The sequence below is a fragment of the Type-D symbiont of Plautia stali genome, assembly GCF_001485335.1.
Lineage (GTDB): Bacteria > Pseudomonadota > Gammaproteobacteria > Enterobacterales > Enterobacteriaceae > Pantoea > Pantoea vagans_C.
Map to the genome: position 1 here is coordinate 1 of NZ_BBOC01000089.1, position 22,486 is coordinate 22,486.

At 53.7% G+C, this 22,486-nt stretch carries 22 protein-coding genes and 3 tRNA genes; 2 read left to right on the forward strand and 23 right to left on the reverse strand.

The window, feature by feature from the left end; genetic code table 11:
* Positions 1-28: 28 nt before the first annotated feature.
* The 9 genes from PSSD_RS21615 to tam form a co-directional block, all read right to left on the reverse strand.
* A tRNA-Arg gene (locus PSSD_RS21615) sits at positions 29-105 on the reverse strand.
* Between the two features lie 85 nt (positions 106-190).
* Positions 191-267 (reverse strand) — tRNA-Arg (locus PSSD_RS21620).
* Between the two features lie 8 nt (positions 268-275).
* Positions 276-368: transfer RNA gene (locus PSSD_RS21625), tRNA-Ser, on the reverse strand.
* A 305-nt stretch (positions 369-673) separates the two neighbouring features.
* The gene (csrA, locus tag PSSD_RS21630; RefSeq protein WP_004155916.1) at positions 674-859 is read right to left on the reverse strand and encodes a carbon storage regulator CsrA; all 186 of its coding nucleotides are present in this window, start codon (positions 857-859) and stop codon (positions 674-676) included.
* Between the two features lie 249 nt (positions 860-1,108).
* Positions 1,109-3,736 (reverse strand): alanine--tRNA ligase, encoded by a 2,628-nt coding sequence (gene alaS / locus PSSD_RS21635; RefSeq protein ID WP_039330786.1) that lies wholly within the window; start codon positions 3,734-3,736, stop codon positions 1,109-1,111.
* Positions 3,737-3,870: 134 nt separating this feature from the next.
* Positions 3,871-4,386, reverse strand: coding sequence for a regulatory protein RecX (locus tag PSSD_RS21640; RefSeq protein WP_235589267.1), 516 nt, complete (start codon positions 4,384-4,386; stop codon positions 3,871-3,873).
* 107 nt (positions 4,387-4,493) lie between these two features.
* The gene (gene recA, locus PSSD_RS21645; RefSeq protein ID WP_039330782.1) at positions 4,494-5,564 is read right to left on the reverse strand and encodes a recombinase RecA; all 1,071 of its coding nucleotides are present in this window, start codon (positions 5,562-5,564) and stop codon (positions 4,494-4,496) included.
* A 94-nt stretch (positions 5,565-5,658) separates the two neighbouring features.
* Positions 5,659-6,153, reverse strand: coding sequence for a nicotinamide-nucleotide amidase (gene pncC, locus PSSD_RS21650; protein WP_039330780.1), 495 nt, complete (start codon positions 6,151-6,153; stop codon positions 5,659-5,661).
* Positions 6,154-6,255: 102 nt separating this feature from the next.
* Positions 6,256-7,032, reverse strand: coding sequence for a trans-aconitate 2-methyltransferase (tam, locus tag PSSD_RS21655; protein WP_039330779.1), 777 nt, complete (start codon positions 7,030-7,032; stop codon positions 6,256-6,258).
* Positions 7,033-7,197: 165 nt separating this feature from the next.
* On the opposite strand from tam, the gene PSSD_RS21660 reads away from it, so the two are divergent.
* A complete protein-coding gene (locus tag PSSD_RS21660) occupies positions 7,198-8,085 on the forward strand; it encodes a dihydrodipicolinate synthase family protein (RefSeq protein ID WP_058973643.1) in 888 nt (295 codons plus the stop codon).
* Positions 8,086-8,119: 34 nt separating this feature from the next.
* Here PSSD_RS21660 and PSSD_RS21665 read toward each other — a convergent pair whose 3' ends face one another.
* On the reverse strand, positions 8,120-8,455 hold the full coding sequence (locus PSSD_RS21665; RefSeq protein ID WP_058973644.1) for a zinc ribbon domain-containing protein YjdM: 336 nt from the start codon (positions 8,453-8,455) through the stop codon (positions 8,120-8,122).
* Between the two features lie 87 nt (positions 8,456-8,542).
* Complete coding sequence (gene mltB, locus PSSD_RS21670) at positions 8,543-9,625, reverse strand: lytic murein transglycosylase B (protein ID WP_058973645.1); 1,083 nt, start codon at positions 9,623-9,625, stop codon at positions 8,543-8,545.
* 348 nt (positions 9,626-9,973) lie between these two features.
* Between mltB and mutS the strand changes: the two genes are divergently transcribed.
* The gene (gene mutS / locus PSSD_RS21675; RefSeq protein ID WP_439654612.1) at positions 9,974-12,535 is read left to right on the forward strand and encodes a DNA mismatch repair protein MutS; all 2,562 of its coding nucleotides are present in this window, start codon (positions 9,974-9,976) and stop codon (positions 12,533-12,535) included.
* A gap of 111 nt (positions 12,536-12,646) precedes the next feature.
* Here the strand turns inward: mutS and rpoS are convergent, their stop codons facing one another.
* From rpoS to cysD, 12 genes are all read right to left on the reverse strand, one after another.
* Positions 12,647-13,639, reverse strand: a complete 993-nt coding sequence (rpoS, locus tag PSSD_RS21680; protein WP_039330767.1) for an RNA polymerase sigma factor RpoS — start codon at positions 13,637-13,639, stop codon at positions 12,647-12,649.
* Positions 13,640-13,689: 50 nt separating this feature from the next.
* Entirely contained in the window at positions 13,690-14,808 is a 1,119-nt protein-coding gene (gene nlpD, locus PSSD_RS21685) for a murein hydrolase activator NlpD (RefSeq protein WP_058973647.1), read from the reverse strand.
* 166 nt (positions 14,809-14,974) lie between these two features.
* Positions 14,975-15,601 carry a protein-L-isoaspartate(D-aspartate) O-methyltransferase gene (locus PSSD_RS21690; protein WP_039330762.1) on the reverse strand — a complete coding sequence of 209 codons (627 nt, stop codon included), beginning with the start codon at positions 15,599-15,601 and terminating at the stop codon, positions 14,975-14,977.
* The gene (gene surE, locus PSSD_RS21695; protein WP_039330834.1) at positions 15,595-16,356 is read right to left on the reverse strand and encodes a 5'/3'-nucleotidase SurE; all 762 of its coding nucleotides are present in this window, start codon (positions 16,354-16,356) and stop codon (positions 15,595-15,597) included. Before surE ends, PSSD_RS21690 begins: the two co-directional genes overlap by 7 nt.
* Positions 16,357-16,573: 217 nt before the next feature.
* Positions 16,574-17,617 carry a tRNA pseudouridine(13) synthase TruD gene (truD, locus tag PSSD_RS21700; protein WP_058973648.1) on the reverse strand — a complete coding sequence of 348 codons (1,044 nt, stop codon included), beginning with the start codon at positions 17,615-17,617 and terminating at the stop codon, positions 16,574-16,576.
* A gap of 2 nt (positions 17,618-17,619) precedes the next feature.
* Positions 17,620-18,096 (reverse strand): 2-C-methyl-D-erythritol 2,4-cyclodiphosphate synthase, encoded by a 477-nt coding sequence (gene ispF / locus PSSD_RS21705; protein ID WP_058973653.1) that lies wholly within the window; start codon positions 18,094-18,096, stop codon positions 17,620-17,622.
* Complete coding sequence (gene ispD, locus PSSD_RS21710; protein ID WP_058973649.1) at positions 18,096-18,812, reverse strand: 2-C-methyl-D-erythritol 4-phosphate cytidylyltransferase; 717 nt, start codon at positions 18,810-18,812, stop codon at positions 18,096-18,098. Before ispD ends, ispF begins: the two co-directional genes overlap by 1 nt.
* A 3-nt stretch (positions 18,813-18,815) precedes the next feature.
* Positions 18,816-19,133: a cell division protein FtsB gene (ftsB, locus tag PSSD_RS21715; protein ID WP_039330755.1), complete on the reverse strand. Its 318-nt coding sequence runs from the start codon at positions 19,131-19,133 to the stop codon at positions 18,816-18,818.
* Between the two features lie 159 nt (positions 19,134-19,292).
* Positions 19,293-19,613, reverse strand: a complete 321-nt coding sequence (locus tag PSSD_RS21720; protein WP_039330753.1) for a DUF3561 family protein — start codon at positions 19,611-19,613, stop codon at positions 19,293-19,295.
* A 56-nt stretch (positions 19,614-19,669) separates the two neighbouring features.
* Complete coding sequence (gene cysC / locus PSSD_RS21725) at positions 19,670-20,275, reverse strand: adenylyl-sulfate kinase (protein WP_058973650.1); 606 nt, start codon at positions 20,273-20,275, stop codon at positions 19,670-19,672.
* On the reverse strand, positions 20,275-21,702 hold the full coding sequence (gene cysN / locus PSSD_RS21730; RefSeq protein ID WP_058973651.1) for a sulfate adenylyltransferase subunit CysN: 1,428 nt from the start codon (positions 21,700-21,702) through the stop codon (positions 20,275-20,277). The genes cysC and cysN overlap by 1 nt, the downstream gene beginning before the upstream one ends.
* Before the next feature lie 10 nt (positions 21,703-21,712).
* Positions 21,713-22,486 (reverse strand): sulfate adenylyltransferase subunit CysD (gene cysD / locus PSSD_RS21735; RefSeq protein WP_058973652.1); only part of this gene is annotated, 774 nt, incomplete at its 5' end.

The following is a 22,486-nucleotide window of genomic DNA, read 5'->3' on the forward strand; positions in this document are numbered from 1 at the left end:
CAAGTCAACCTGGGAATGATACGAAGAATGGTGCATCCAGGAGGATTCGAACCTCCGACCGCTCGGTTCGTAGCCGAGTACTCTATCCAGCTGAGCTATGGATGCATTGAAATAATTCTTGTATAACGCAGGGTGCTAACAACTCACCATGAAAGGAACTGCTCGTTCACTCTTACTTCATCTTTCCGAATGGTGCATCCAGGAGGATTCGAACCTCCGACCGCTCGGTTCGTAGCCGAGTACTCTATCCAGCTGAGCTATGGATGCATCGGAAATGGCGGTGAGGCGGGGATTCGAACCCCGGATGCAGCTTTTGACCGCATACTCCCTTAGCAGGGGAGCGCCTTCAGCCTCTCGGCCACCTCACCTTACGCTTTCTTACTGCCTGTGCTTTTGAACTTTGTTTCTGCTCATCGGCACTGCGTGGCGCACATATTACTTTCCCGCACTTATAAGTCAAACAATTTTTCCCGACTTTTTCTTGATAACTGTTTGTTTGCACAAATGACGCGCAATTAGGGTGTTTTGCCGACAAAAAGAGTGATTAATCAACAGCGAAAGCGCGTTGCAGTTAACAAAATGGGAAGAAAGAAATTGAGAACAAAGGGGGAGAAAAGAGACGGAAGTGAAGAAAAGCGGTAGCGCCTCGCACGATGGCGAGGCGCTGAATCCGTTAGTAACTCGTTTGCTGAGTTTTTTCGGCCTGAATGCGCTGATAGATCTCTTCGCGATGCACCGAAACTTCTTTAGGCGCGTTGACGCCAATACGTACCTGGTTACCTTTGACACCCAGCACCGTTACAGTCACCTCATCGCCAATCATGAGGGTTTCACCAACTCGACGAGTTAGAATAAGCATTCTTTGCTCCTTGAAAGATTAAAAGAGTCGGGCCTGTTCGATCTCCCGGCCATATCCATCATATAACGCTGAACAATGCCTATGACAAATACACCATTGTGCATCGCCACGCCAATACATTCTGCTGATAGTTAGTTTAGCCGAAATACACCACATCAACCGGACTTTGTCATTTACGGGTGCACATCGCGATAAAAAGCGCCAGTACTCGGGGTGCTGGCGCTCTTCACGATGCTTCGCTTTATTTCGTTACAGTCGGTTACTCACCCAGTCCGGCACGCCAGCCAGCGCCCCAGCCAGCGCCTGAGGATTGGTGCCCCCAGCCTGAGCCATATCTGGACGCCCACCGCCTTTACCCCCGACCTGTGCAGCCAGTTCGCCCACCAACTCACCCGCCTTAACACGATCGGTCAGGTCTTTTGTGACGCCAGCAATCAGCGAAACTTTACCTTCTGCGACGGTAGCCAGCACAATGATGGCAGAACCCAGCTGATTCTTCAGATCGTCCATCATGATGCGCAGCATTTTCGGTTCGACATTGCTGAGCTCACTGACCAGCAGCTTCGTCCCTTTCACATCCACGGCTTTGCTGCTTAGTGATGCACTTTCCTGCGCAGCTTGCTGATCACGCAGCTGTTGCAGCTCTTTCTCCAGCGCACGCACGTTATCAACCAGACCGCGAACTTTTTCATTCAGATTACTGCTGTTGGCTTTCACCACATTAGCAATATCAGACAACTGGTCACTCTGCGCATGTAGCTGTGCAATCGCACCCTCACCGGTCAGCGCTTCGATGCGGCGAACGCCAGCAGCGGTACCTGACTCAGATTGGATACGGAACAAGCCGATATCACCGGTACGTGCCGCGTGTGTACCACCACACAACTCGACGGAGAATTCACCCATGCTCACTACACGAACACGCTGCTCATACTTCTCGCCAAACAGCGCTGTTGCACCGCGCGTTTTCGCCTCATCCAGATCCATAACATCGGTCTGAATCAGCAGGTTGCGGCGAATCTGCGTGTTAACAATATCCTCAACAGCACGAATCTGCTCAGGCTTCATCGCTTCAGTATGCGAGAAATCGAAACGCAGATATTTGTCGTTATTCAGTGAGCCTTTCTGCCCAACATGATCGCCTAACACTTCACGCAACGCGGAATGCATCAGGTGGGTTGCTGAGTGGTTCAGAATGATGCGAGCACGACGCTCTTCATCCACCTGCGCATTTAAGCGATCGCCCACGCGCAATTGACCTTGTTTCAGCTTACCGATATGACCGAAGGCTTTGCCATACTTCTGGGTATCCTGGACGCTAAATTCAGCATTCTGCCCAGCGAGGACACCGGTGTCGCCCACTTGGCCGCCGGATTCACCATAGAATGGCGTTTCGTTCAGAATCACTACCGCATCCTGACCTGCAGTGATTTCTTCAACCTGTTGGCCGTCAACGAACAACGCCTGTACGGTCGCGTCCAACTGCAGTTGATCATAGCCTTTGAACTCGGTGGCCGTATCAAAACGGATTACGCTGTTGTAGTCGGCACCAAAGCCACTGGCTTCACGCGCACGCTGGCGCTGCTGTTCCATGGCAGTTTCAAAACCGGCTTCATCAATCTTCAGATTGCGCTCGCGGCAAACGTCTGCGGTTAAGTCTGCAGGGAAACCAAAGGTGTCATACAGACGGAACACGGTTTCGCCATCCAGCGTATCGCCTTGCAGCTTGGCCAGCTCGTCATCCAGCAATGCCAGACCACGTTCCAGCGTCTTAGCAAACTGCTCTTCTTCATTTTTCAGCGCATTTTCAACGTGCTTCTGCTGGCGTTTCAGGTCTTCACCTGCATCACCCATCACGTCAATCAGTGGCGCAACCAGTTTATAGAAGAAGGCTTCTTTGGCGCCTAACATGTTGCCGTGACGCACCGCTCGACGAATGATACGACGCAACACGTAGCCACGGTTTTCATTAGATGGGATCACACCATCAGCAATCAGGAAAGCACAGGAACGAATATGGTCGGCGATAACGCGCAGCGATTTGTTATTCAGATCTGTTGCACCTGTTACCTGCGCAACAGATTTAATCAGCTTGGCAAACAGATCGATTTCATAGTTGGAGTTAACGTGCTGCAGTACCGCGGCGATACGTTCCAGACCCATGCCGGTGTCCACTGACGGTTTTGGCAAGGGTTGCATGGTGCCGTCAGCCTGACGGTTGAACTGCATGAAGACGATGTTCCAGATCTCAATATAGCGATCGCCATCCTCTTCCGGGCTGCCCGGAGGACCGCCCCAGATATGATCGCCATGATCGTAGAAAATTTCGGTGCACGGGCCGCATGGACCGGTATCACCCATCTGCCAGAAGTTATCAGAAGCGTAGGCACTGCCTTTATTATCGCCAATGCGAATAATACGTTCGCGCGGTACGCCGACGTCGTTAGCCCAGATTTCAAAGGCTTCATCGTCGGTTTCGTAAACGGTCACCCACAGACGATCTTTTGGCAGCTTGAACCACTGCTCACCCGTCAGCAGTTCCCAGGCATAAGCAATCGCTTCTTTCTTGAAGTAATCGCCAAAGCTGAAATTGCCCAACATTTCAAAGAAGGTATGGTGACGTGCAGTGTAACCTACGTTCTCCAGGTCATTGTGCTTGCCACCGGCACGTACACAACGCTGAGACGTGGTCGCGCGTGCATAGTCGCGCTTATCCTGACCGAGGAAAACGTCTTTAAACTGCACCATCCCGGCGTTGGTAAACAGTAACGTCGGGTCGTTGTTCGGTACGAGGGAGCTGCTGGCTACAACCTGATGTCCCTTGCTATGAAAAAAGTCGAGAAACGCTTGACGGATCTCAGCAGTGCTCTTGCTCATATAATTCCTGGAATCACGCTAACGAACGTTCCCTTTCGCTGGCAAACTGCAACTGCAGGCTCACCGCTGATTGAGGAACAAAAAGTGGGAATAAGATAAATTTTCTTCAGTGGGAAGTAAAATCCCATTGCCTTTCAGCTGTCAAAATTTCTGAAAACGGCCTGAATATCTTCCATCATAAAGCCTTTTGACATCAAAAAGCGCTGTACTTTGCCCTTCTCAGCCCAGGTTTGCGGTAATGGATCACCGAACTTACGCTTGGCCAGATCGGCTGCACATTGGCTCCAGTCGATTTCGGTAGCAAATAATGCCTGGTCGATCTCCTCGCGACTGATGCCTTTTTGCTGTAGTTCCATGCGTACACGCTGTGGCCCATAGCCTTTACGGGCACGGCTCTGAATAAAGCGTTCGGTAAAGCGTTGGTCGTTGAGCCAACCGCTCTCCTGACACCAATCGAGCACTTTCTCCAGCAACTCAACGGCGATGGGCACATGATCCTGTTGTTGCATATATGCCGCGCGTTGTGAAGAGAGCTGCAGCTTGCGTTTCAGTTCGTCACGGCTATGGTCGCGTTGCGCCAATATGCGCATTGCGCGATCCAGCAAACGAGAGAATGTCGGCTCAGATGCCGCAGGAGATGATGATGGCATATGTCTTACCTTGGTTTATCTGTGGCGCAGGGTAAAGCAAGAAGGAGTCGAGGGGAAGCACAAGCGGGGAAAAGCAAAACGGGAGCATGGCTGCTCCCGTCGGTATGTTAGAAATCTTCGTTGGTTTCGCTGGCTTCTTCGTAATCCCCTGTCGGGATGTCCGCAGCACCCGCGTCTGCTGTGGCACCGGTCAGCAGCAAATCACGCAGCTTTTTGTCAATCTCGTTGGCAATCGCTGGATTCTCTTTCAGGAAGTTAGTCGAGTTTGCTTTACCTTGACCAATCTTCTCACCGTTATAGCTGTACCATGCACCGGCTTTCTCAACCAGCTTGTGTTTCACGCCGAGATCCACCAGCTCACCAAAGGTGTTGATGCCTTCGCCGTACATGATCTGGAATTCAGCCTGCTTGAAGGGTGCAGCAATTTTATTCTTCACCACTTTCACACGGGTTTCGCTCCCCACCACTTCATCGCCCTCTTTGATCGCACCGATACGGCGGATATCAAGACGAACAGAAGCATAGAATTTCAGCGCGTTACCACCGGTGGTGGTTTCTGGGTTACCGAACATCACACCAATCTTCATACGAATCTGGTTGATGAAGATCAGTAACGTGTTGGATTGTTTCAGGTTACCGGCCAGTTTACGCATCGCCTGGCTCATCATACGGGCTGCCAGCCCCATGTGCGAATCACCGATTTCGCCTTCGATTTCAGCTTTTGGCGTCAATGCAGCAACGGAGTCAACAATGATGACGTCTACTGCACCCGAGCGTGCCAGCGCATCACAGATTTCCAGCGCCTGTTCACCGGTATCCGGCTGTGAACACAGCAGGTTATCGATATCTACGCCCAGTTTCTTGGCGTACACCGGGTCAAGGGCGTGCTCGGCATCAATAAAGGCACAGGTTTTACCTTTGCGCTGTGCCGCGGCAATAACCTGCAGCGTCAGCGTAGTTTTACCGGAAGATTCTGGTCCATAAATCTCAACGATACGGCCCATTGGCAAACCACCGGCACCCAATGCGATATCGAGTGAAAGTGAACCGGTTGAGATGGTTTCAACATCCATCGAGCGGTCTTCACCCAGGCGCATGATCGAGCCTTTACCAAATTGTTTCTCAATCTGGCCCAGCGCGGCTGCTAAAGCTTTCTGTTTGTTCTCGTCAATCGCCATTTCCACTCCTAATCATGCTGGGTAAGCCGACATCATTGTGTGCCTGCTCGTTCTGTTGCCGGTAATTATACTGTATGACCATACAGTATCAAGTTTAATTTGTCAGAAATTCATCAAGCAGCGTTTGCAGTGCCCAGCAGACGGACTGACGGCGCACCGCATCGCGGTCTCCGGAAAAGTTCTGCCGCTGCGTCAGTACGCGGCCATCCGGCCCTGCAATCGCAAACCAAACCGTGCCCACTGGCTTCTCCTCCGAGCCCCCATCTGGTCCGGCAATACCACTGACGGCGATGCCATATTCAGCAGCGGCCGCATTGCAGGCCCCTCGCGCCATTTCGCGTACCGTTTGCTCGCTCACCGCGCCAAACTGTGCCAGCGTAGTGGCTTGCACCGCCACCATCTGTTGTTTGGCTTCATTGCTGTAAGTCACAAAGCCACGCTCAAACCAGGCAGAGCTACCGCTAATGTCAGTAAAGACTTTGGCAATCCAGCCACCGGTACAAGATTCCGCGGCTGTTACTGTTGCCTGGCGCGCTTTTAGCTGTTCACCAATGCGCTGGCTCAACTGCTGTAACTGTTGGTCGTTCATCGCCCTCTCCTGTTATGGCGCTTCACGTTAGCAATAAATGGTGTGGCAGGAAGCTCTTTTCAACCACTACCACGCCATTTTACAGCGAAGATCTCAGCTTGCTCAGCGCGTTTTCACCGCAACCATAAACAATCGCGGGAACGCCAGCAAAACCTGGCCGTTACTGCGAGCGGGATAGGCAGGAATTAACGCTTGATGATAGTCATCAAGAAAATCTGCCTGTTGTTTTTCATCCAGCCCGGCGAGGAAAGGACGCAAACCGGTCGCTTTTAGCCAGGTGATAATGCCTTGCGCATCGGCCATCGGGTGGTAATAGGTCGTGCGCCAAATATCCACCCGGCAACCTGCATCTCCCAGCAAATCAAAGTAGTTTTCGGTCGACAACAGGCGTTTCCGATCTGCCGCCTGAGGAGAAATGAGATCCTGCCAGCGTTCGCGGGCGGCAACCTCACGCATAAAGCGGTGTGACGGCTCTTCCAGGTTGTCTGGCATCTGTACAGCTAATGCTCCGCCAACATCCAGTTGATTAACCAGGTGCGGCAGCAGCGTCTGATGGTCAGTCAGCCATTGCAGAGAAGCATTGGCATAAATGACCTGCTGAGGCTGTGCGGCCTCCCAGGTGCGAATATCCGCCTGCAAAAAAGTGCTGGAGGGCAGACGCGCCTGCGCCTGTTCCAGCATTGCAGCGGAACTATCGATGCCCGTGATCTGCGCATCCGGCCATTTCTGCGCCAGCAGTTCAGTGCTATTGCCGGGGCCACAACCGAGGTCGGTGGCATAATGCACGTGAATATCAGGGATACGATCTAACAGTTCACGCGCGGGACGCGTGCGCTCCGATTCAAATTGGCGGTACAGCTGTGGATTCCAGTCTTGCATGTCAACGCTCCTGTCAGGCTGAAGTGCCTCACACTAGCTTTATTTCCTTTGAGAACAAGAAGAGAAAAGTGCGATGTCTCACCTTTTTACGTTTTAGCACTGGTACAAATAGTTCAGGCCCCCTAAGTTAAAACAATGTTTCATTTTTAATTAAAGGAGAGCGCTATGGCTGCACAACCTGAACTCGCGGGCGTCTGGTGTCCGTCAGTGACCCCTTTTGATCAACACAATAAACTGGATATTGATGCGTTAGGCCGCCACTTCGCGCGTCTGAGCACATCGGGAATTGACACCTTGCTGCTGATGGGCAGCATCGGTGAATTTGCTTCACTGACCCAACAGGAAAGGCTCCAGCTGATTCGCGAGGCTCGCTCGCTGTCTCCACTGAGCATGGTGGCGAATGTCTCCAGTACCTGCATTCCCGATATGTTACAACTGGCCGAGGCAGCCTGGCAAAACGGCTATGATGCCGTGATGGTATTGCCGCCCTACTATTATGGCCAGACGCCAAAGCAGCTGCTGAGTTACTTTAAATCGCTGGATAAACAGTTGGGTGGCAAGTGGTTTGCCTATAATTTTCCAGCCCGAACCGGCTGTGATCTGACACCGGCGTTAGTGGCAGAGTTAGCTTCAGAGCTGCCGCAGTTTATCGGTATTAAAGACACAATGGATTGCTTGTCTCATAACCGGGCATTAATTGAAGAAACTAAAAAGGTGCGCAGTGATTTCACCGTACTGTCGGGTTATGACGAATATTTGCTGCCTAATCTGCTGGCAGGCGGCGCAGGTGTGATCTCCGGGCTGAACAATATCGTGCCGGAGTTATTTGCTGAGGCGATGCAAGCCTGGCGCGCGGGGGAGTTAAATAAACTGACGCAGATCCAGCAACGTATCGGAGAACTGATGGTGATTTACACCATTGGCGATGACTTCGTGACTACCATCAAAACCGCAGTCGCCCGCAAGTTTGATTCAATGAGCAGTCACTCACGCAATTTTGGCGGTGAACTGACGGCTGAGCAATGTGAAGCTATCGATCGTTTACTGATGTGAGGACAGCACAGGACGGCCATCCGCCGTCCTGCTATCAATTCTTTTTCACGAATTCTGATTTGAGCTTCATTGGACCAAAACCATCAATCTTGCAATCGATGTTGTGGTCGCCCTCGACGAGGCGAATGCTTTTGACTTTGGTGCCAATCTTCAGCGTTGAAGAGCTGCCTTTCACTTTAAGATCTTTCACCACGGTCACACTGTCGCCATCAGCCAGTAGATTGCCATTGGCATCTCGCACCACTAAGCCTTCCGCGGTAGCATCAGAGGACATAGACCAGATATGGCCACAGGATGGGCAGTTCAGGTTGTCACCGTCTTGCCAGGTATAATCAGCCTGACACGCAGGGCAGGCGGGTAAAGTCGTCATAATTGTTCCTTGGAAATAAGCATGCAGTGAAGATGGCACCGCAAAAAGGGGCGCCATCTTATACCCTTACACTTTACAAGGACAGTATTAAAACATATTGCCTTGCCGCGCTTTTGCTACTGCTTCGCCCAGTTGCCATACGGCCATTGCATAGTGCGTACTGTGGTTGTAACGCGTAATGACATAGAAGTTTGGCAGACCGAACCAGTATTGATAGCTGGTACCGAGATCGAGGCGCAGCAGACTAGCCTGATTATTGCCATCCAACGATCCCTGCGGTGTCAGGCCGCTTGCCATCAATGTGTTCACCGGATAAAGGGTTTTGAAGCCATTTTCCAACGCAGGTGCCTGGCCACTGGCCGGAACAGCAACATTCTGACCGGCACGCCAGCCGTGCTCTTTAAAGTAGTTCGCAACGCTGCCGATGGCATCTACCGGGTCCCACAGATTAATGTGACCATCACCATTGAAGTCGACCGCATACTGTTTATAGGAAGACGGCATAAACTGGCCATACCCCATTGCACCGGCAAATGAGCCACGTAGATCCAGCGGATCATCCTGCTCCGTGCGCGCCATCAACAGGAAGGTTTCCAGCTCGCTACTGAAATAGGCCGCGCGGCGAGGATAGCTAAAGGATAGGGTGGCCAGTGCATCCAGCAAACGCGTTTTACCCATCACTCGGCCCCAACGCGTTTCAACCCCAATGATCCCCACAATGATTTCAGGTGGCACGCCATAAACTTGCTGCGCACGCTGTAATGCGTCCTGATATTGATTCCAGAACGCCACACCATTCTGCACATTATCCGGCGTGATGAATTTGTTGCGATAACGGATCCAGGCGCCGTTTGGCCCGGTCGGTGGCGTATAGCTCGGTGCCTGTTGGTCCATCAGGCGCAGCACATAGTCGAGACGCTTCGCCTGGCCAATCACGGCATGCAACTGGTCACGGTTGAAACCGTGTTTTGCCACCATTTGATCTATAAACTGCTCAGCCGCCGGATTGCCAGCGAAATCACCAAACATCGGCTGAACGGCGTGTGAAGGTTCCAGTAAAAAACCACCTTTTGGTGCAGGCACAACGGCGGATTGCTGCTGGGGTGCAGGCTTACTACTACAGGCAGCAAGCAAGGCAATAAGCGGAAGAAAAGCAACCTTAAAACGCATTAGATATCCATAAGCCAGATGAAACCGGAAGCCCACATGGTAATCGTTCAGCCATGCGGGATACAGAGCAATATCTTAAATTTACGCTGCTTTCCGCCCATTTCAGTGGGTTGCAATGTAAATTTGCGAAACCGCTCTGCACTTTCGCTTTATCTCCCGATTTTGCTTTTTATCCCTTAGCGCAATTTGTTAAGGTCGGCAGCCAGAAACCGTTGCTTGCTGATGAAGGCGACCGGGCAAAAATGCTAGTATCTGCGCTTTGGTTGTCCGCACACCGGACAACGCGTTACCCTGGCTGACATGACTCAGCTGCCAACATCAAAAGAGTTAATTTTGAGTGAAAATGAGATGAAAGGAGCAGCGCAAATGGACTTTACTGGCCACACGCCCATGATGCAGCAATATCTGCGCCTGAAGGCCGACCATCCTGAGATCCTGCTGTTCTATCGGATGGGCGATTTCTACGAGCTGTTCTATGACGATGCCAAACGCGCATCGCAGCTACTGGAGATCTCACTCACTAAACGCGGTGCATCAGCGGGTGAACCTATCCCCATGGCCGGCGTGCCCTACCATGCTGTCGAAGGTTATCTGGCAAAACTGGTACAACTCGGTGAATCCGTGGCGATCTGTGAGCAGATTGGCGATCCGGCACTGAGCAAAGGCCCGGTTGAGCGTAAAGTAGTACGTATTGTCACGCCAGGCACCATCAGTGATGAAGCGTTGTTGCAGGAGCGCCAGGACAATCTGTTGGCAGCCATATTCCAGAGCCCACGCGGTTTTGGCTATGCCACGCTGGATATCAGTTCAGGGCGTTTTCGCCTGAGTGAACCCGCAGATCAGGAGACCATGGCCGCTGAACTGCAGCGTACCAATCCGGCCGAACTGCTCTACCCTGAAGATTTCCAGGCCATGATGCTGATTGATCAGCGTCGTGGCCTGCGCCGTCGTCCTCTGTGGGAATATGAGATTGATACCGCTCGTCAGCAGTTGAATCTGCAATTTGGTACGCGCGATCTCAGCGGTTTTGGTGTTGAACAGGCGCATTTAGCGCTACGTGCAGCGGGCTGTTTGCTGCAGTATGTGAAAGACACCCAGCGCACGGCTTTGCCACACATCCGCTCGGCCAGTATGGAACGCCAGCAGGATAGCGTGATCATGGATGCCGCCACGCGTCGTAATCTGGAGATCACCCAGAACCTGGCGGGTGGCATCGAAAATACGCTGGCGGCAGTGTTAGATAAAACCGTTACCCCCATGGGCAGCCGTATGCTGAAGCGCTGGCTGCATATGCCGCTACGGGATGTCACCACGATTAGCCGCCGTCAGGAGTCGATCGCAGAACTGCAATCACTGAGCCAGGAACTGCAGCCGGTGTTGCGTCAGGTGGGTGACCTGGAGCGTATTCTGGCGCGTCTGGCACTTCGTACCGCCCGTCCACGTGATTTGGCCCGCATGCGCCATGCATTCCAGCAACTTCCCGAACTCAACCAGCTGCTTGAGGGCGTTGAATCGACGCAACTCGCGATGCTGCGTAATCAGATGGGGGATTTTGCTGAGCTTCGCGAATTGCTCGAACAGGCTGTAATTGAATCACCGCCAGTGCTGGTGCGTGACGGTGGCGTAATCGCGCCCGGTTACAATGCCGAGCTGGATGAGTGGCGTGCGCTGGCGGATGGTGCCACTGATTATCTTGATCGTCTTGAGATTCGGGAACGTGAAAAACTGGGGCTGGATACGCTGAAAGTCGGCTTCAATGCCATTCATGGCTATTACATCCAGGTCAGCCGCGGTCAAAGTCACCAGGTACCGATTCACTATGTGCGCCGCCAGACATTGAAAAATGCCGAGCGTTACATCATTCCTGAACTGAAAGAGTATGAAGACAAAGTCCTCACTTCAAAAGGAAAAGCGCTGGCGCTGGAAAAAGGGCTTTATGAGGAATTACTGGATCGCTTAATGCCGCATCTGGAAGCACTGCAACTCAGCGCTGCAGCGTTGGCAGAGTTGGATGTGTTGGCGAACCTGGCAGAACGCGCATGGACACTCAATTACTGCCGCCCGGTGTTGCAGGAAAAAGCTGGCATTCGTATTACCGCTGGACGTCATCCGGTGGTAGAACAGGTGCTCAAAGAGCCGTTCATCGCCAACCCATTATCGTTATCGGCCCAGCGTCGCATGTTGATCATTACCGGCCCGAATATGGGCGGTAAAAGCACCTATATGCGTCAAACTGCCTTGATCGCCCTAATGGCCTGGATTGGCAGCTATGTGCCTGCTGAAGAAACCGTGATTGGCCCAATTGACCGCATCTTTACCCGCGTCGGTGCTGCCGATGACCTGGCTTCTGGGCGTTCCACCTTTATGGTAGAGATGACAGAAACCGCCAATATCTTGCATAACGCCACAGAAAACAGTCTGGTGTTGATGGACGAGATTGGACGCGGCACCTCAACTTACGATGGCCTCTCGCTAGCGTGGGCCTGTGCGGAAAGCCTGGCGAATCGCATCAAAGCGATGACGCTGTTCGCCACGCACTACTTCGAACTCACCACGCTACCGGAGAAAATGGAAGGCGTGGTCAACGTCCATCTGGATGCGGTGGAGCATGGCGATACCATTGCCTTTATGCACAGCGTGCAAGATGGTGCAGCCAGTAAAAGTTACGGTTTGGCCGTTGCTGCATTGGCCGGTGTGCCAAAAGACGTGATTAAACGTGCGCGCAACAAACTGAAAGAGCTGGAAACGTTGTCTGGTCACTCGGCAGCTTCTACGGTGGAAGGGTCGCAGATGCAGTTGCTGGTCGCCGAGACATCGCCTGCTGTGGATGCACTCGAAGCGCTGGATCCCGATAGCCTGACACCGAAACAGGCATTGGAGTGGATCTACCGTCTCAAGACCCTGGTCTAGTTGATAGCGGGTTAGCAACGGATAAAAACGCCGCCAACCCGCCTAATCGCCAGCTAACACGCACAAAAAAACGGTGACCCAAAGGTCACCGTTTTTATTGCCGGTTACGGCTTATTCACGAAACAGTGCTTCAATGTTGAGGCCCTGAGTCTGCAAGATTTCACGCAGACGACGCAGGCCTTCAACCTGAATCTGACGGACACGCTCACGGGTCAACCCGATTTCACGGCCTACATCTTCCAGCGTCGCCGCTTCATAGCCTAACAGGCCGAAACGACGAGCCAGCACTTCACGCTGCTTGGCATTCAATTCAAACAACCACTTAACGATGCTTTGTTTCATATCATCGTCCTGCGTGGTGTCTTCCGGACCGTTGTCTTTCTCATCGGCCAGGATGTCCAGCAGCGCTTTTTCGGAATCTCCACCCAGCGGTGTGTCAACCGAGGTAATACGCTCATTGAGACGCAGCATACGGCTTACGTCATCAACCGGCTTGTCTAACTGCTCGGCAATCTCTTCCGCACTCGGCTCGTGATCAAGCTTGTGCGAAAGTTCACGCGCGGTACGCAGGTAAACATTTAACTCTTTAACGATGTGGATCGGCAGACGGATAGTACGGGTTTGATTCATGATCGCCCGTTCAATAGTCTGACGAATCCACCAGGTGGCATATGTCGAGAAACGGAACCCACGTTCTGGGTCAAACTTCTCCACGGCACGGATGAGGCCGAGATTACCCTCTTCAATCAGATCCAGCAACGCCAGACCACGATTGCTATAACGACGGGCAATCTTCACCACCAGGCGTAAATTACTTTCTATCATGCGGCGGCGAGAAGGAATGTCACCTCGCAATGCACGACGAGCGAAGAACACTTCTTCTTCCGCCGTTAACAAAGGAGAGTAACCAATCTCACCGAGGTAAAGCTGCGTCGCATCCAAAACGCGTTGCGTCGCACCCTGTGACAACAGCTCTTCTTCAGCTACTTCGCTATCACCAGGTTCGTTCTCAACGAGAGCCTTCTCATCAAAAACCTCAGCTCCGTTCTCCTCGAATTCCGCATCTTCATGTAACTCGTTAACTTTCAGCGTATTCTGGTTCATAAGCGGCTCCTACCCGTGATCCAAGGGCAGAACACCAAGGTTCTGCCGGATTATCGCTGCGGTAAATAACGCAACGGGTTTACGGATTTCCCCTTGTAACGAATTTCAAAATGTAATCTTACCGAACTGGTTCCGGTGCTACCCATGGTAGCTATTTTTTGCCCCGCCTTAACTTCCTGTTGTTCCCGGACCAGCATAGAGTCGTTGTGGGCGTAGGCGCTCAGGTAATCATCATTGTGTTTGATGATGATTAAATTACCGTACCCACGGAGCGCGTTGCCTGCGTATACCACTCGTCCTGATGCAGTGGCGACGACAGGTTGTCCACGCGAACCGGCGATATCGATCCCTTTGTTTCCGCCTTCCGCAGCGGAGAAGTTATCGATGATCTTCCCATCAGTCGGCCAACGCCAGCTTCCCACTGGTGTTGTGCTGTTAGTCGTGCTGCTGACTGTGGGCGGTGCGGTAACCGGAGCTGTGGTCGTTGCCACATTATTTGCCCCTTTCGACGGCAGCAATTTACTGCCTGACGAACCCGAATCATCAGAATACGTAATAACAGGTTGCTGTGCAACAGGGGCAGATTTAATTTGCGTCTGGTTGGATGCAACCGGCACTCCGCCCTGCGTGGCGTCCGCTGCGGTTATCGCGTTACCACCGGTGATAGTCTGGCCATTACCGTTGCCAACCTGCAGAACTTGCCCAGCTTCCAGGCCATACGGGGCCGGGACGTTATTGCGTTGCGCCAGGTCGCGGAAGTCATTGCCGGTAATCCAGGCAATGTAGAAAAGCGTATCACCGCGTTTAACGGTGTAAGTCTCACCACCGTAACTGCCTTTAGGAATATTCCCATAATTTCGGTTGTACACGATGCGACCATTTTGCGTGACAACATTATTATTGCCACTAACCATTCCACCTGAGGGCGCAGCCGATGGTGTACCACCGCTTAACATTCCTCCGTGTGGCATGGCAGGCACCGTGCTGTTCTGGGATGAGAGCATGCCGCCACTCGGCGCAGAAGACATACCGCTGTCCGCACCACCGCCGCCAACCTGGCTAATCGGTGCCTGGGTATTGTCGCCAGAGCTACAGCCCGCCAACCAAAAACCGACCAGTGAAAGTGCCGCCAAACGGCGTAATTGAAATACTGTGCTTCCCGTGCTCATTGATCCCCCGTTATGGCAATCCTGGATAAAACTGTATGACCGCGAAGACCACATTTTTCACTACTGAGTAGGTTGAAAACGGTCTTTCGCATTGATTAACAAGGATAGTAACAATATCAACTGCGCCGTGCCATGTAACAGTTGTGAAGAATTACGTAGCGACGGCTCAGGCCAGATCGCCTTGAACTAACGGCACAAAGCGGACGGGCTCGATGATTTCTTCAACAAATTCATCACCCTGACGACGTAAACGCTTTAACACCTGCTGATCTTCGCCCACTGGCAGCACCATTCTGCCACCCTCTCCTAATTGCGCTATCAGCGCAGTCGGAATTTCAGGGGGAGCCGCCGTGACGATAATGGCGTCAAAGGGCCCACGTGCCGCCCAGCCTTGCCAGCCGTCGCCGTGTCGCGTGGAGATATTATGCAGGTCGAGTTGTTTGAGGCGACGCTTGGCCTGCCACTGCAACCCTTTGATTCGTTCCACGGAATAAACGTGATTAACCAGATGTGCCAGAATGGCAGTTTGATAGCCAGAACCGGTGCCAATTTCCAACACGCGCGATTCCGGGTTCAGTTCCAACAAGGCCGTCATGCGCGCGACCATGTAGGGCTGTGAAATTGTCTGTCCGTTACCAATCGGTAGCGCAACGTTTTCCCAGGCTTTGTGTTCAAACGCCTCATCGATAAAGCGTTCACGCGGGACATCTGCGATGGCTTTCAGCAAATGCTCATCGAGAATCCCTTGTGCACGCAGTTGCTCTAACAGCGTTTCGATGCGCCGGTTCACCATGCCAGAGTGTCCTCAGCCTGGATCAGCCAGTCACTTAATACCTCTTGCGCCGCGTGTGCCGTCAAATCCACATGCAGTGCAGTCAGTGAGACATAACCCGCATCCACCGCCGCGAAATCGGTATCGGGGCCTGCATCAAGCTTTTCCCCTGGTGGGCCAATCCAGTAAAGCGTGTGGCCGCGCGGGTCTTCAGTACAGATCACCTGATCGGCAGGATGGCGACTGCCGCAGCGCGTGACGCGAAAACCTTTAATGTCGGCTAACGGCACGTCAGGCACATTGATATTCAGGATACGCCCAGTACGCAGCGGCGTGTGCGACAAGGCACGCAACAGCGTACAGGTCACGGCGGCAGCGGTAGCATAATGCTGATGTCCATTCAGTGAGACAGCCAGCGCGGGCAATCCGAGATGACGGCCTTCCATCGCCGCCGCTACGGTACCGGAATAGATCACGTCATCACCCAGATTGGGGCCGGCATTGATCCCCGAAACCACAATATCCGGGCGCGGTTGCATCAGTTTGTTGACCCCGAGAAACACGCAGTCAGTCGGTGTACCCATCTGCACCGCGATATCCCCGTTTTCATGGGTGAAGGTGCGCAATGGTGTTTCCAGCGTCAGGGAATTTGATGCGCCGCTACGATTGCGATCGGGCGCGACAACCTGCACTTCCGCAAACTCACGCAGAGCGCGAGCCAGCGTCTGAATGCCGGGAGCATGAATACCATCGTCGTTGCTGAGCAATATCCGCATCGGTTCCTGACCTTTGTTCATTCAACGGGTCCCTGACTCTCCAGATCGTCATCGTTCTGACGCCCTAAATGAGAGGCAAGGATGTTTGCATTCTAGCGGTGAGGCGCGGGAAGTGGTAGACGTAAATCACGGAACTTACGGCGTTTGCCGCAACAATGCGCAGCTGGAGCGTGAAAAAACCCGGCGTTGAAGCCGGGCTATTGAACAGATGAAAAGCTTATTCGTCACTGATAGGCGCAGCGGCACCATTGCTCAGCAGTTCACGCACCACGCTGGTGGCAAAACTCCCGGCAGGCAACCAGAACTGCATTTCCAGCGTCACATCATCCCACCAGTTCCAGCTCAGATCTTTCGGCACCACCAGCATCGCGCGGCGTGCAGCATCCACTTTTTCGCGATCGAGCAATGTCAGCAGATCCGTGGCCGCAGCCAGCTCTTGTTGTTCAAAAGCCAGCGCCTCGCCCTGAGGTCCTAAATCACCGCGACCCGGCAACGGTGCGGTAATACGCAACCCATGATTATCCACGCGTTGCTGTAAGTCAGGCAGCTCTTCTGCCTGCGCCACAAACCAGCTGCCACGCCCGGCCAGTTGCAGTGCGTCACCCACTTGCACGCGATCCAGCGCGCCATCACGTTGCAAACGTGCACTGGTCACCTGATTGAACAAGTGGCTGCGCGCCGCAGATAACAAAATACCTTTCATGCTGCGATCGCGTGGACGGAATTTTTCTTCCCCCCACAGCCTGGCCTGCGTCAGGTTATTACCGCCGCGCCCAAAGCGCTGTTCGCCAAAATAATTAGGCACACCGCCTTGCTGGATACGTTGCAGTCGCCCTTCCACCTCGGCGCGGTCGGAAACCTGCCTGACGACCAAACGGAATGCATTTCCCGCCAACGCGCCCGTACGCAGTTTGCGCTTGTGGCGGATCACCTGCAGGATCTCGACACCTTCCAACTGGAAGCCTGCCAGATTTGGCATGCCATTGCCCGGCACCCGGAAACACAGCGTCTGCTCCGTCACCGCATGACGATCTTTCATGCCGGCATAGCTCATGTCACGCTGATGCACACCCAGAAATTTGGCGATGGCTTCCGCCACAAAGCGAGTGTTGCAGCCGATTTTACGGATGCGCACCAGCACCTGCTCACCTTCGCCATCATAGGGATAGCCAAGATCCTCAATTACCACAAAATCTTCGGGATTGGCTTTGATGACGCCCGTTGCGCTCGGTACGCCATGCAGGTAAAGCAGCTCACTCATCCTTAATCAGCCTTTACCAGCAGCGCCACAGCTTCGCAGGCAATGCCTTCACCGCGACCGGTAAAGCCAAGCTTTTCGGTGGTGGTCGCTTTGACGTTTACGTCATCCATATGGCAACCCAGATCTTCGGCGATGTTGACGCGCATTTGTGGCACATGTGGCAACATTTTCGGGGCCTGAGCGATGATGGTGACGTCAACGTTGCCGATGCGATAGCCTTTCAACTGGATACGACGCCAGGCTTCGCGCAGCAGGCCACGGCTATCGGCACCTTTGAATGCTGGATCGGTATCCGGGAAGAGCTTGCCGATATCGCCCATCGCCACCGCGCCCAGCAGGGCATCGGTCAGCGCGTGCAGCGCCACATCACCATCTGAATGGGCAATAAAACCGTGCTCGAAGTGAATTCGCACCCCGCCAATCACCAACGGACCTTTGCCACCAAAAGCGTGAACGTCAAAACCGTGACCGATACGCATCATGCGCGCTCCTTTAAATCAATCTGAGTTAGATAGAAGGCCGCCAGCGCCAGATCTTCTGGCCGCGTCACCTTGATATTGTCACTGCGTCCGCTCACCAACTCTGGATGATAGCCGCAGTATTCCAGCGCCGAGGCTTCATCAGTAATGGTAGCGCCTTCATCGAGGGCGCGCGTCAGGCATGCGGTCAGGAGTGGATGCGGGAAAAATTGCGGCGTCAGCGCGTGCCATAAATCTTCGCGCTCAACGGTATGGGCAATGGCTGTTTTGCCCGGTTCAGCGCGCTTCATGGTGTCTCGCACCGGTGCCGCAAGGATTCCACCGACTTTACTGTATTCACGAATCGCCAGCAGCCGCGCCAGGTCATCAGGATGCAGGCACGGACGCGCCGCATCATGCACCAGCACCCACTCGTGGTGTTTAATCGCCTGTAATCCGGCCAGTACCGATTCGGCGCGCGTGTCACCGCCGGTCACGCGCAATATGCGCGGGTCCTGCGCCAGAGGCAGTGAGTCGAACCAGCCGTCGTCGGGGCTGATGGGCACAATCACTTGCTTCACCGCTGGGTGCGCCAGTAAGCGCGCAACGCTGTGTTCAAGAAGGGTAAATTGACCGATGGTCAGATACTGTTTGGGGCAAGCAGCCTGCATGCGGCTGCCGACGCCCGCGGCAGGCACCACGGCAATCACATCCGCAAGGGAAGAGAGGTTGTTCATGGTTTATCGTTGTTGATTTTGCGCAGCTTGTTGCGCGTTACGTTTGTTCTGGTCTGCCACCAGGCGATAGAAAGTCTCGCCGGGCTTAATCATGCCCAGTTCATTGCGTGCACGTTCCTCGATCGCTTCAGAACCGCCATTGAGATCGTCAATTTCGGCAAACAGCTGATCGTTACGCGCTTTGAGTTTGGCGTTATTCGCCTGTTGTGACGCGACGTCTTCATTGACGCGCGTATAATCATGAATACCGTTCTTACCCAGCCACAGAGAATATTGAAGCCATCCCAGCAGCACGAGCAACAGTAGCGTCAGTTTTCCCATCCCCGCCCCCTGAAAAACGGCCCAATCATCCCATAACTTCGCACAGGACTCCACAGTCGCAGCGAAAATGCCGCGCATTGACCGTTGCCTGTACAAATAATAACGGGACGGCAGGTAAAGTTTTGTAACCTGCCGATGCGTTTGCACATCAGGTGAGTGTTACCAACCAGAGAGAAATGAGAACAACAGCCAGAAAAGGCACACGACGACGATGGCGGTGATCACCCCGCTCACGATGAGACGGCCCCGAATCATCAGGCTAAGTACGATGCCGATCAGAACAGATACAGGCAACAACGCGAGGAAGAACGGCCACGTATACAGGAAGAAGAATAACGTGTTGGAGCCGTAGAGCATGAACGGAATCGCCAGTGCGCACCAGTACGAGAGAAAGCCAATCACGCCACCCGGCAACGATGAGATCGGCTCATCCGGGGTGCGTTCATCTTTGCGTGTCAGCATGGGGGTAACGTTCTGCATAGAGATCCTGTTGACGCTAAAACGCGGCAAACCCCAAGAGATTTGCCGCTGTCGGTTCAGGATCTGATGATATCGCGGTGACGCAGGAGGTCTAACAATTGGGCGGTCAGTTTTGTAACCAATTGTTCCCCATCAAGATGGATTTCTGGCGCGTCTGGTGCCTCATAAACGCTGTCAATGCCGGTGAAATTGCGTAATTCACCGGCGCGGGCCTTTTTGTATAAACCTTTGGGATCGCGCGCTTCGCACACCGCCAACGGGGTATCAACAAAAACCTCAACAAACTGCCCTGCGCCGAGCAGTTCGCGCACCATCTGGCGTTCAGCGCGATGGGGCGAAATAAAGGCGGTTAACACCACTAACCCGGCATCCACCATTAGTTTCGCTACTTCACCTACACGCCGGATGTTCTCTTTGCGGTCGTCATCGCTGAAACCAAGGTCACGGCACAGACCGTGGCGCACGTTATCCCCATCCAGCAGATAAGTACTGACACCTACGCGGTGCAGCGCCTGCTCCAGCGCACCCGCCACCGTGGATTTTCCCGAGCCCGAAAGCCCGGTGAACCACAGCACCACGCCTTGATGGCCGTGCTGCTGCTCACGCTCTTCCCGCGTGACAGGATGGTCATGCCACACCACGTTTTCGTCGTGTTGCGCCATTACTTGCCACCCAGCAGGTCGCGAGCGTTCCAGTGCGGGAAGTGACGACGCACCAACGCATTCAACTCCAGCTCAAAATCACTGAATTGACCAGCCTGGGCACGCGCTTCGGTCTGCGGTTGGTTGATCATCCCCGCCCCCACGGTCACGTTGCTCAGACGATCGATAAAGATCATGCCACCGGTAACCGGGTTCTGCTGATAGGCATCCAGCACCATCGGCTCATCAAAGGTGATTTCTACCAGACCAATACCGTTCAACGGCAGGCTTTCTACTGCACGTTTCTCCAGCGTGTTGATCTCAACCTGATGAATGATCTTCTCGATACGTCCACGCGCTTTCTTGCCCGCGATCTTCACTTCATAGCTCTGGCCCGGCTGCAGTGGCTGTTCCGCCATCCACACCACATCCACGGTAGCGGATTGCACCGCTTGCAGGTCGGCACCGGCATCGACCAGCAGATCGCCACGGCTAATGTCGATTTCATCCTTCAGCACCAGCGTAATCGCTTCACCAGCCGCCGCTTCCTGCAGATCGCCATCAAAAGTAACGATGCGAGAGACGGTGGATTCCACGCCAGATGGCAGCACTTTGACGCGCTGCCCCACCTGCACCGTGCCCGATGCCAGCGTCCCGGCATAGCCACGGAAATCGAGGTTCGGACGGTTCACGTACTGCACCGGGAAACGCATCGGTTGATGATCCACCACGCGGTTTAGCTCAACGGTTTCCAGCACATCAAGCAGCGTTGGGCCGCTGTACCAAGGCATAGTGACGCTTGGCGTCGCAACGTTATCCCCTTCCAGCGCAGACATCGGCACAAAGCGGATATCCAGATCGGCAGGCAGCTGTTCTGCGAAATCAAGATAAGACTGCTTAATCTGCTCGTAGGTTTCCTGGCTGTAATCCACCAAATCCATCTTGTTGATGGCCACTACCAGGTGTTTGATCCCCAGCAGGGTGGAGATAAAGCTGTGACGACGGGTTTGATCCAGCACGCCTTTACGCGCATCAATCAACAGAATCGCTAAATCACAGGTCGAAGCACCGGTCGCCATATTACGGGTGTACTGCTCATGTCCCGGCGTGTCGGCGATAATGAACTTACGCTTCTCGGTGGAGAAGTAGCGGTAGGCCACATCAATGGTGATGCCCTGCTCGCGCTCGGCTTGTAAGCCATCCACCAGGAGCGCGAGATCCAGCTTCTCACCTTGCGTACCGTGACGTTTGCTGTCGTTATGCAGTGATGACAGCTGATCTTCATAAATCTGGCGCGTATCGTGCAGCAGACGGCCAATCAAGGTACTTTTGCCGTCGTCCACGCTACCGCAGGTCAGGAAACGCAGCAGGCTTTTATGTTGTTGCGCGGTCAGCCAGGCTTCTACGCCGCCCTGATCGGCAATCTGTTGTGCAATTACGGTATTCATCTGCGTCTCCTTAGAAATAACCCTGACGTTTCTTCATTTCCATCGAACCGGCCTGGTCACGGTCAATCACACGTCCCTGGCGTTCACTGGTGGTGGAGACCAGCATCTCTTCAATAATTTCCGGCAGCGTCTGTGCTTCAGACTCCACCGCACCGGTCAGCGGCCAGCAGCCGAGGGTGCGGAAACGCACCATGCGCTGCTTGATCACTTCGCCTGGCTGCAGATCGATACGATCGTCATCAATCATCATTAACATGCCGTCGCGCTCCAGCACCGGACGCGGCGCAGCCAGGTAGAGCGGCACAATTTCGATGTTTTCGAGGAAGATGTACTGCCAGATATCCAGCTCGGTCCAGTTGGAAAGCGGGAACACGCGGATGCTTTCGCCTTTGTTAATCTGGCCGTTGTAGTTGTGCCACAGCTCAGGACGCTGGTTTTTAGGGTCCCAGCGGTGGAAACGATCGCGGAACGAGTAGATACGCTCTTTGGCACGTGATTTCTCTTCATCACGGCGCGCACCGCCGAAAGCGGCATCAAAACCGTATTTGTTCAGCGCCTGCTTCAGACCTTCGGTTTTCATGATGTCGGTGTGCTTGGCGCTGCCGTGCACAAACGGGTTGATGCCCATCGCCACACCTTCCGGGTTGCGGTGAACCAGCAGCTCGGCACCCATGTTTTTCACCGTGCGATCGCGGAACTCGTACATTTCACGGAATTTCCAGCCGGTATCAACATGCAGCAGCGGAAATGGCAGCGTGCCAGGATAGAAGGCCTTACGCGCCAG

Coding starts and splice junctions, on each gene's coding strand:
- csrA (WP_004155916.1), bottom strand. CDS start 859: ATGCTTATTCTAACTCGTCGAGTTGGTGAAACCCTCATGATTGGCGAT.
- PSSD_RS21690 (WP_039330762.1), bottom strand. CDS start 15,601: ATGGTGAACCGGCGCATCGAAACGCTGTTAGAGCAACTGCGTGCACAA.
- PSSD_RS21720 (WP_039330753.1), bottom strand. CDS start 19,613: ATGCAGAACGTTACCCCCATGCTGACACGCAAAGATGAACGCACCCCG.
- PSSD_RS21665 (WP_058973644.1), bottom strand. CDS start 8,455: ATGACGACTTTACCCGCCTGCCCTGCGTGTCAGGCTGATTATACCTGG.
- pncC (WP_039330780.1), bottom strand. CDS start 6,153: ATGAACGACCAACAGTTACAGCAGTTGAGCCAGCGCATTGGTGAACAG.
- recA (WP_039330782.1), bottom strand. CDS start 5,564: ATGGCGATTGACGAGAACAAACAGAAAGCTTTAGCAGCCGCGCTGGGC.
- alaS (WP_039330786.1), bottom strand. CDS start 3,736: ATGAGCAAGAGCACTGCTGAGATCCGTCAAGCGTTTCTCGACTTTTTT.
- truD (WP_058973648.1), bottom strand. CDS start 17,617: ATGAGTGAGCTGCTTTACCTGCATGGCGTACCGAGCGCAACGGGCGTC.
- surE (WP_039330834.1), bottom strand. CDS start 16,356: ATGCGGATATTGCTCAGCAACGACGATGGTATTCATGCTCCCGGCATT.
- cysN (WP_058973651.1), bottom strand. CDS start 21,702: ATGAATACCGTAATTGCACAACAGATTGCCGATCAGGGCGGCGTAGAA.
- rpoS (WP_039330767.1), bottom strand. CDS start 13,639: ATGAACCAGAATACGCTGAAAGTTAACGAGTTACATGAAGATGCGGAA.
- ftsB (WP_039330755.1), bottom strand. CDS start 19,133: ATGGGAAAACTGACGCTACTGTTGCTCGTGCTGCTGGGATGGCTTCAA.
- mutS (WP_439654612.1), top strand. CDS start 9,974: ATGAAAGGAGCAGCGCAAATGGACTTTACTGGCCACACGCCCATGATG.
- tam (WP_039330779.1), bottom strand. CDS start 7,032: ATGCAAGACTGGAATCCACAGCTGTACCGCCAATTTGAATCGGAGCGC.
- PSSD_RS21660 (WP_058973643.1), top strand. CDS start 7,198: ATGGCTGCACAACCTGAACTCGCGGGCGTCTGGTGTCCGTCAGTGACC.
- nlpD (WP_058973647.1), bottom strand. CDS start 14,808: ATGAGCACGGGAAGCACAGTATTTCAATTACGCCGTTTGGCGGCACTT.
- ispF (WP_058973653.1), bottom strand. CDS start 18,096: ATGCGTATCGGTCACGGTTTTGACGTTCACGCTTTTGGTGGCAAAGGT.
- mltB (WP_058973645.1), bottom strand. CDS start 9,625: ATGCGTTTTAAGGTTGCTTTTCTTCCGCTTATTGCCTTGCTTGCTGCC.
- ispD (WP_058973649.1), bottom strand. CDS start 18,812: ATGAACAACCTCTCTTCCCTTGCGGATGTGATTGCCGTGGTGCCTGCC.
- PSSD_RS21640 (WP_235589267.1), bottom strand. CDS start 4,386: ATGCCATCATCATCTCCTGCGGCATCTGAGCCGACATTCTCTCGTTTG.
- cysC (WP_058973650.1), bottom strand. CDS start 20,275: ATGGCGCAACACGACGAAAACGTGGTGTGGCATGACCATCCTGTCACG.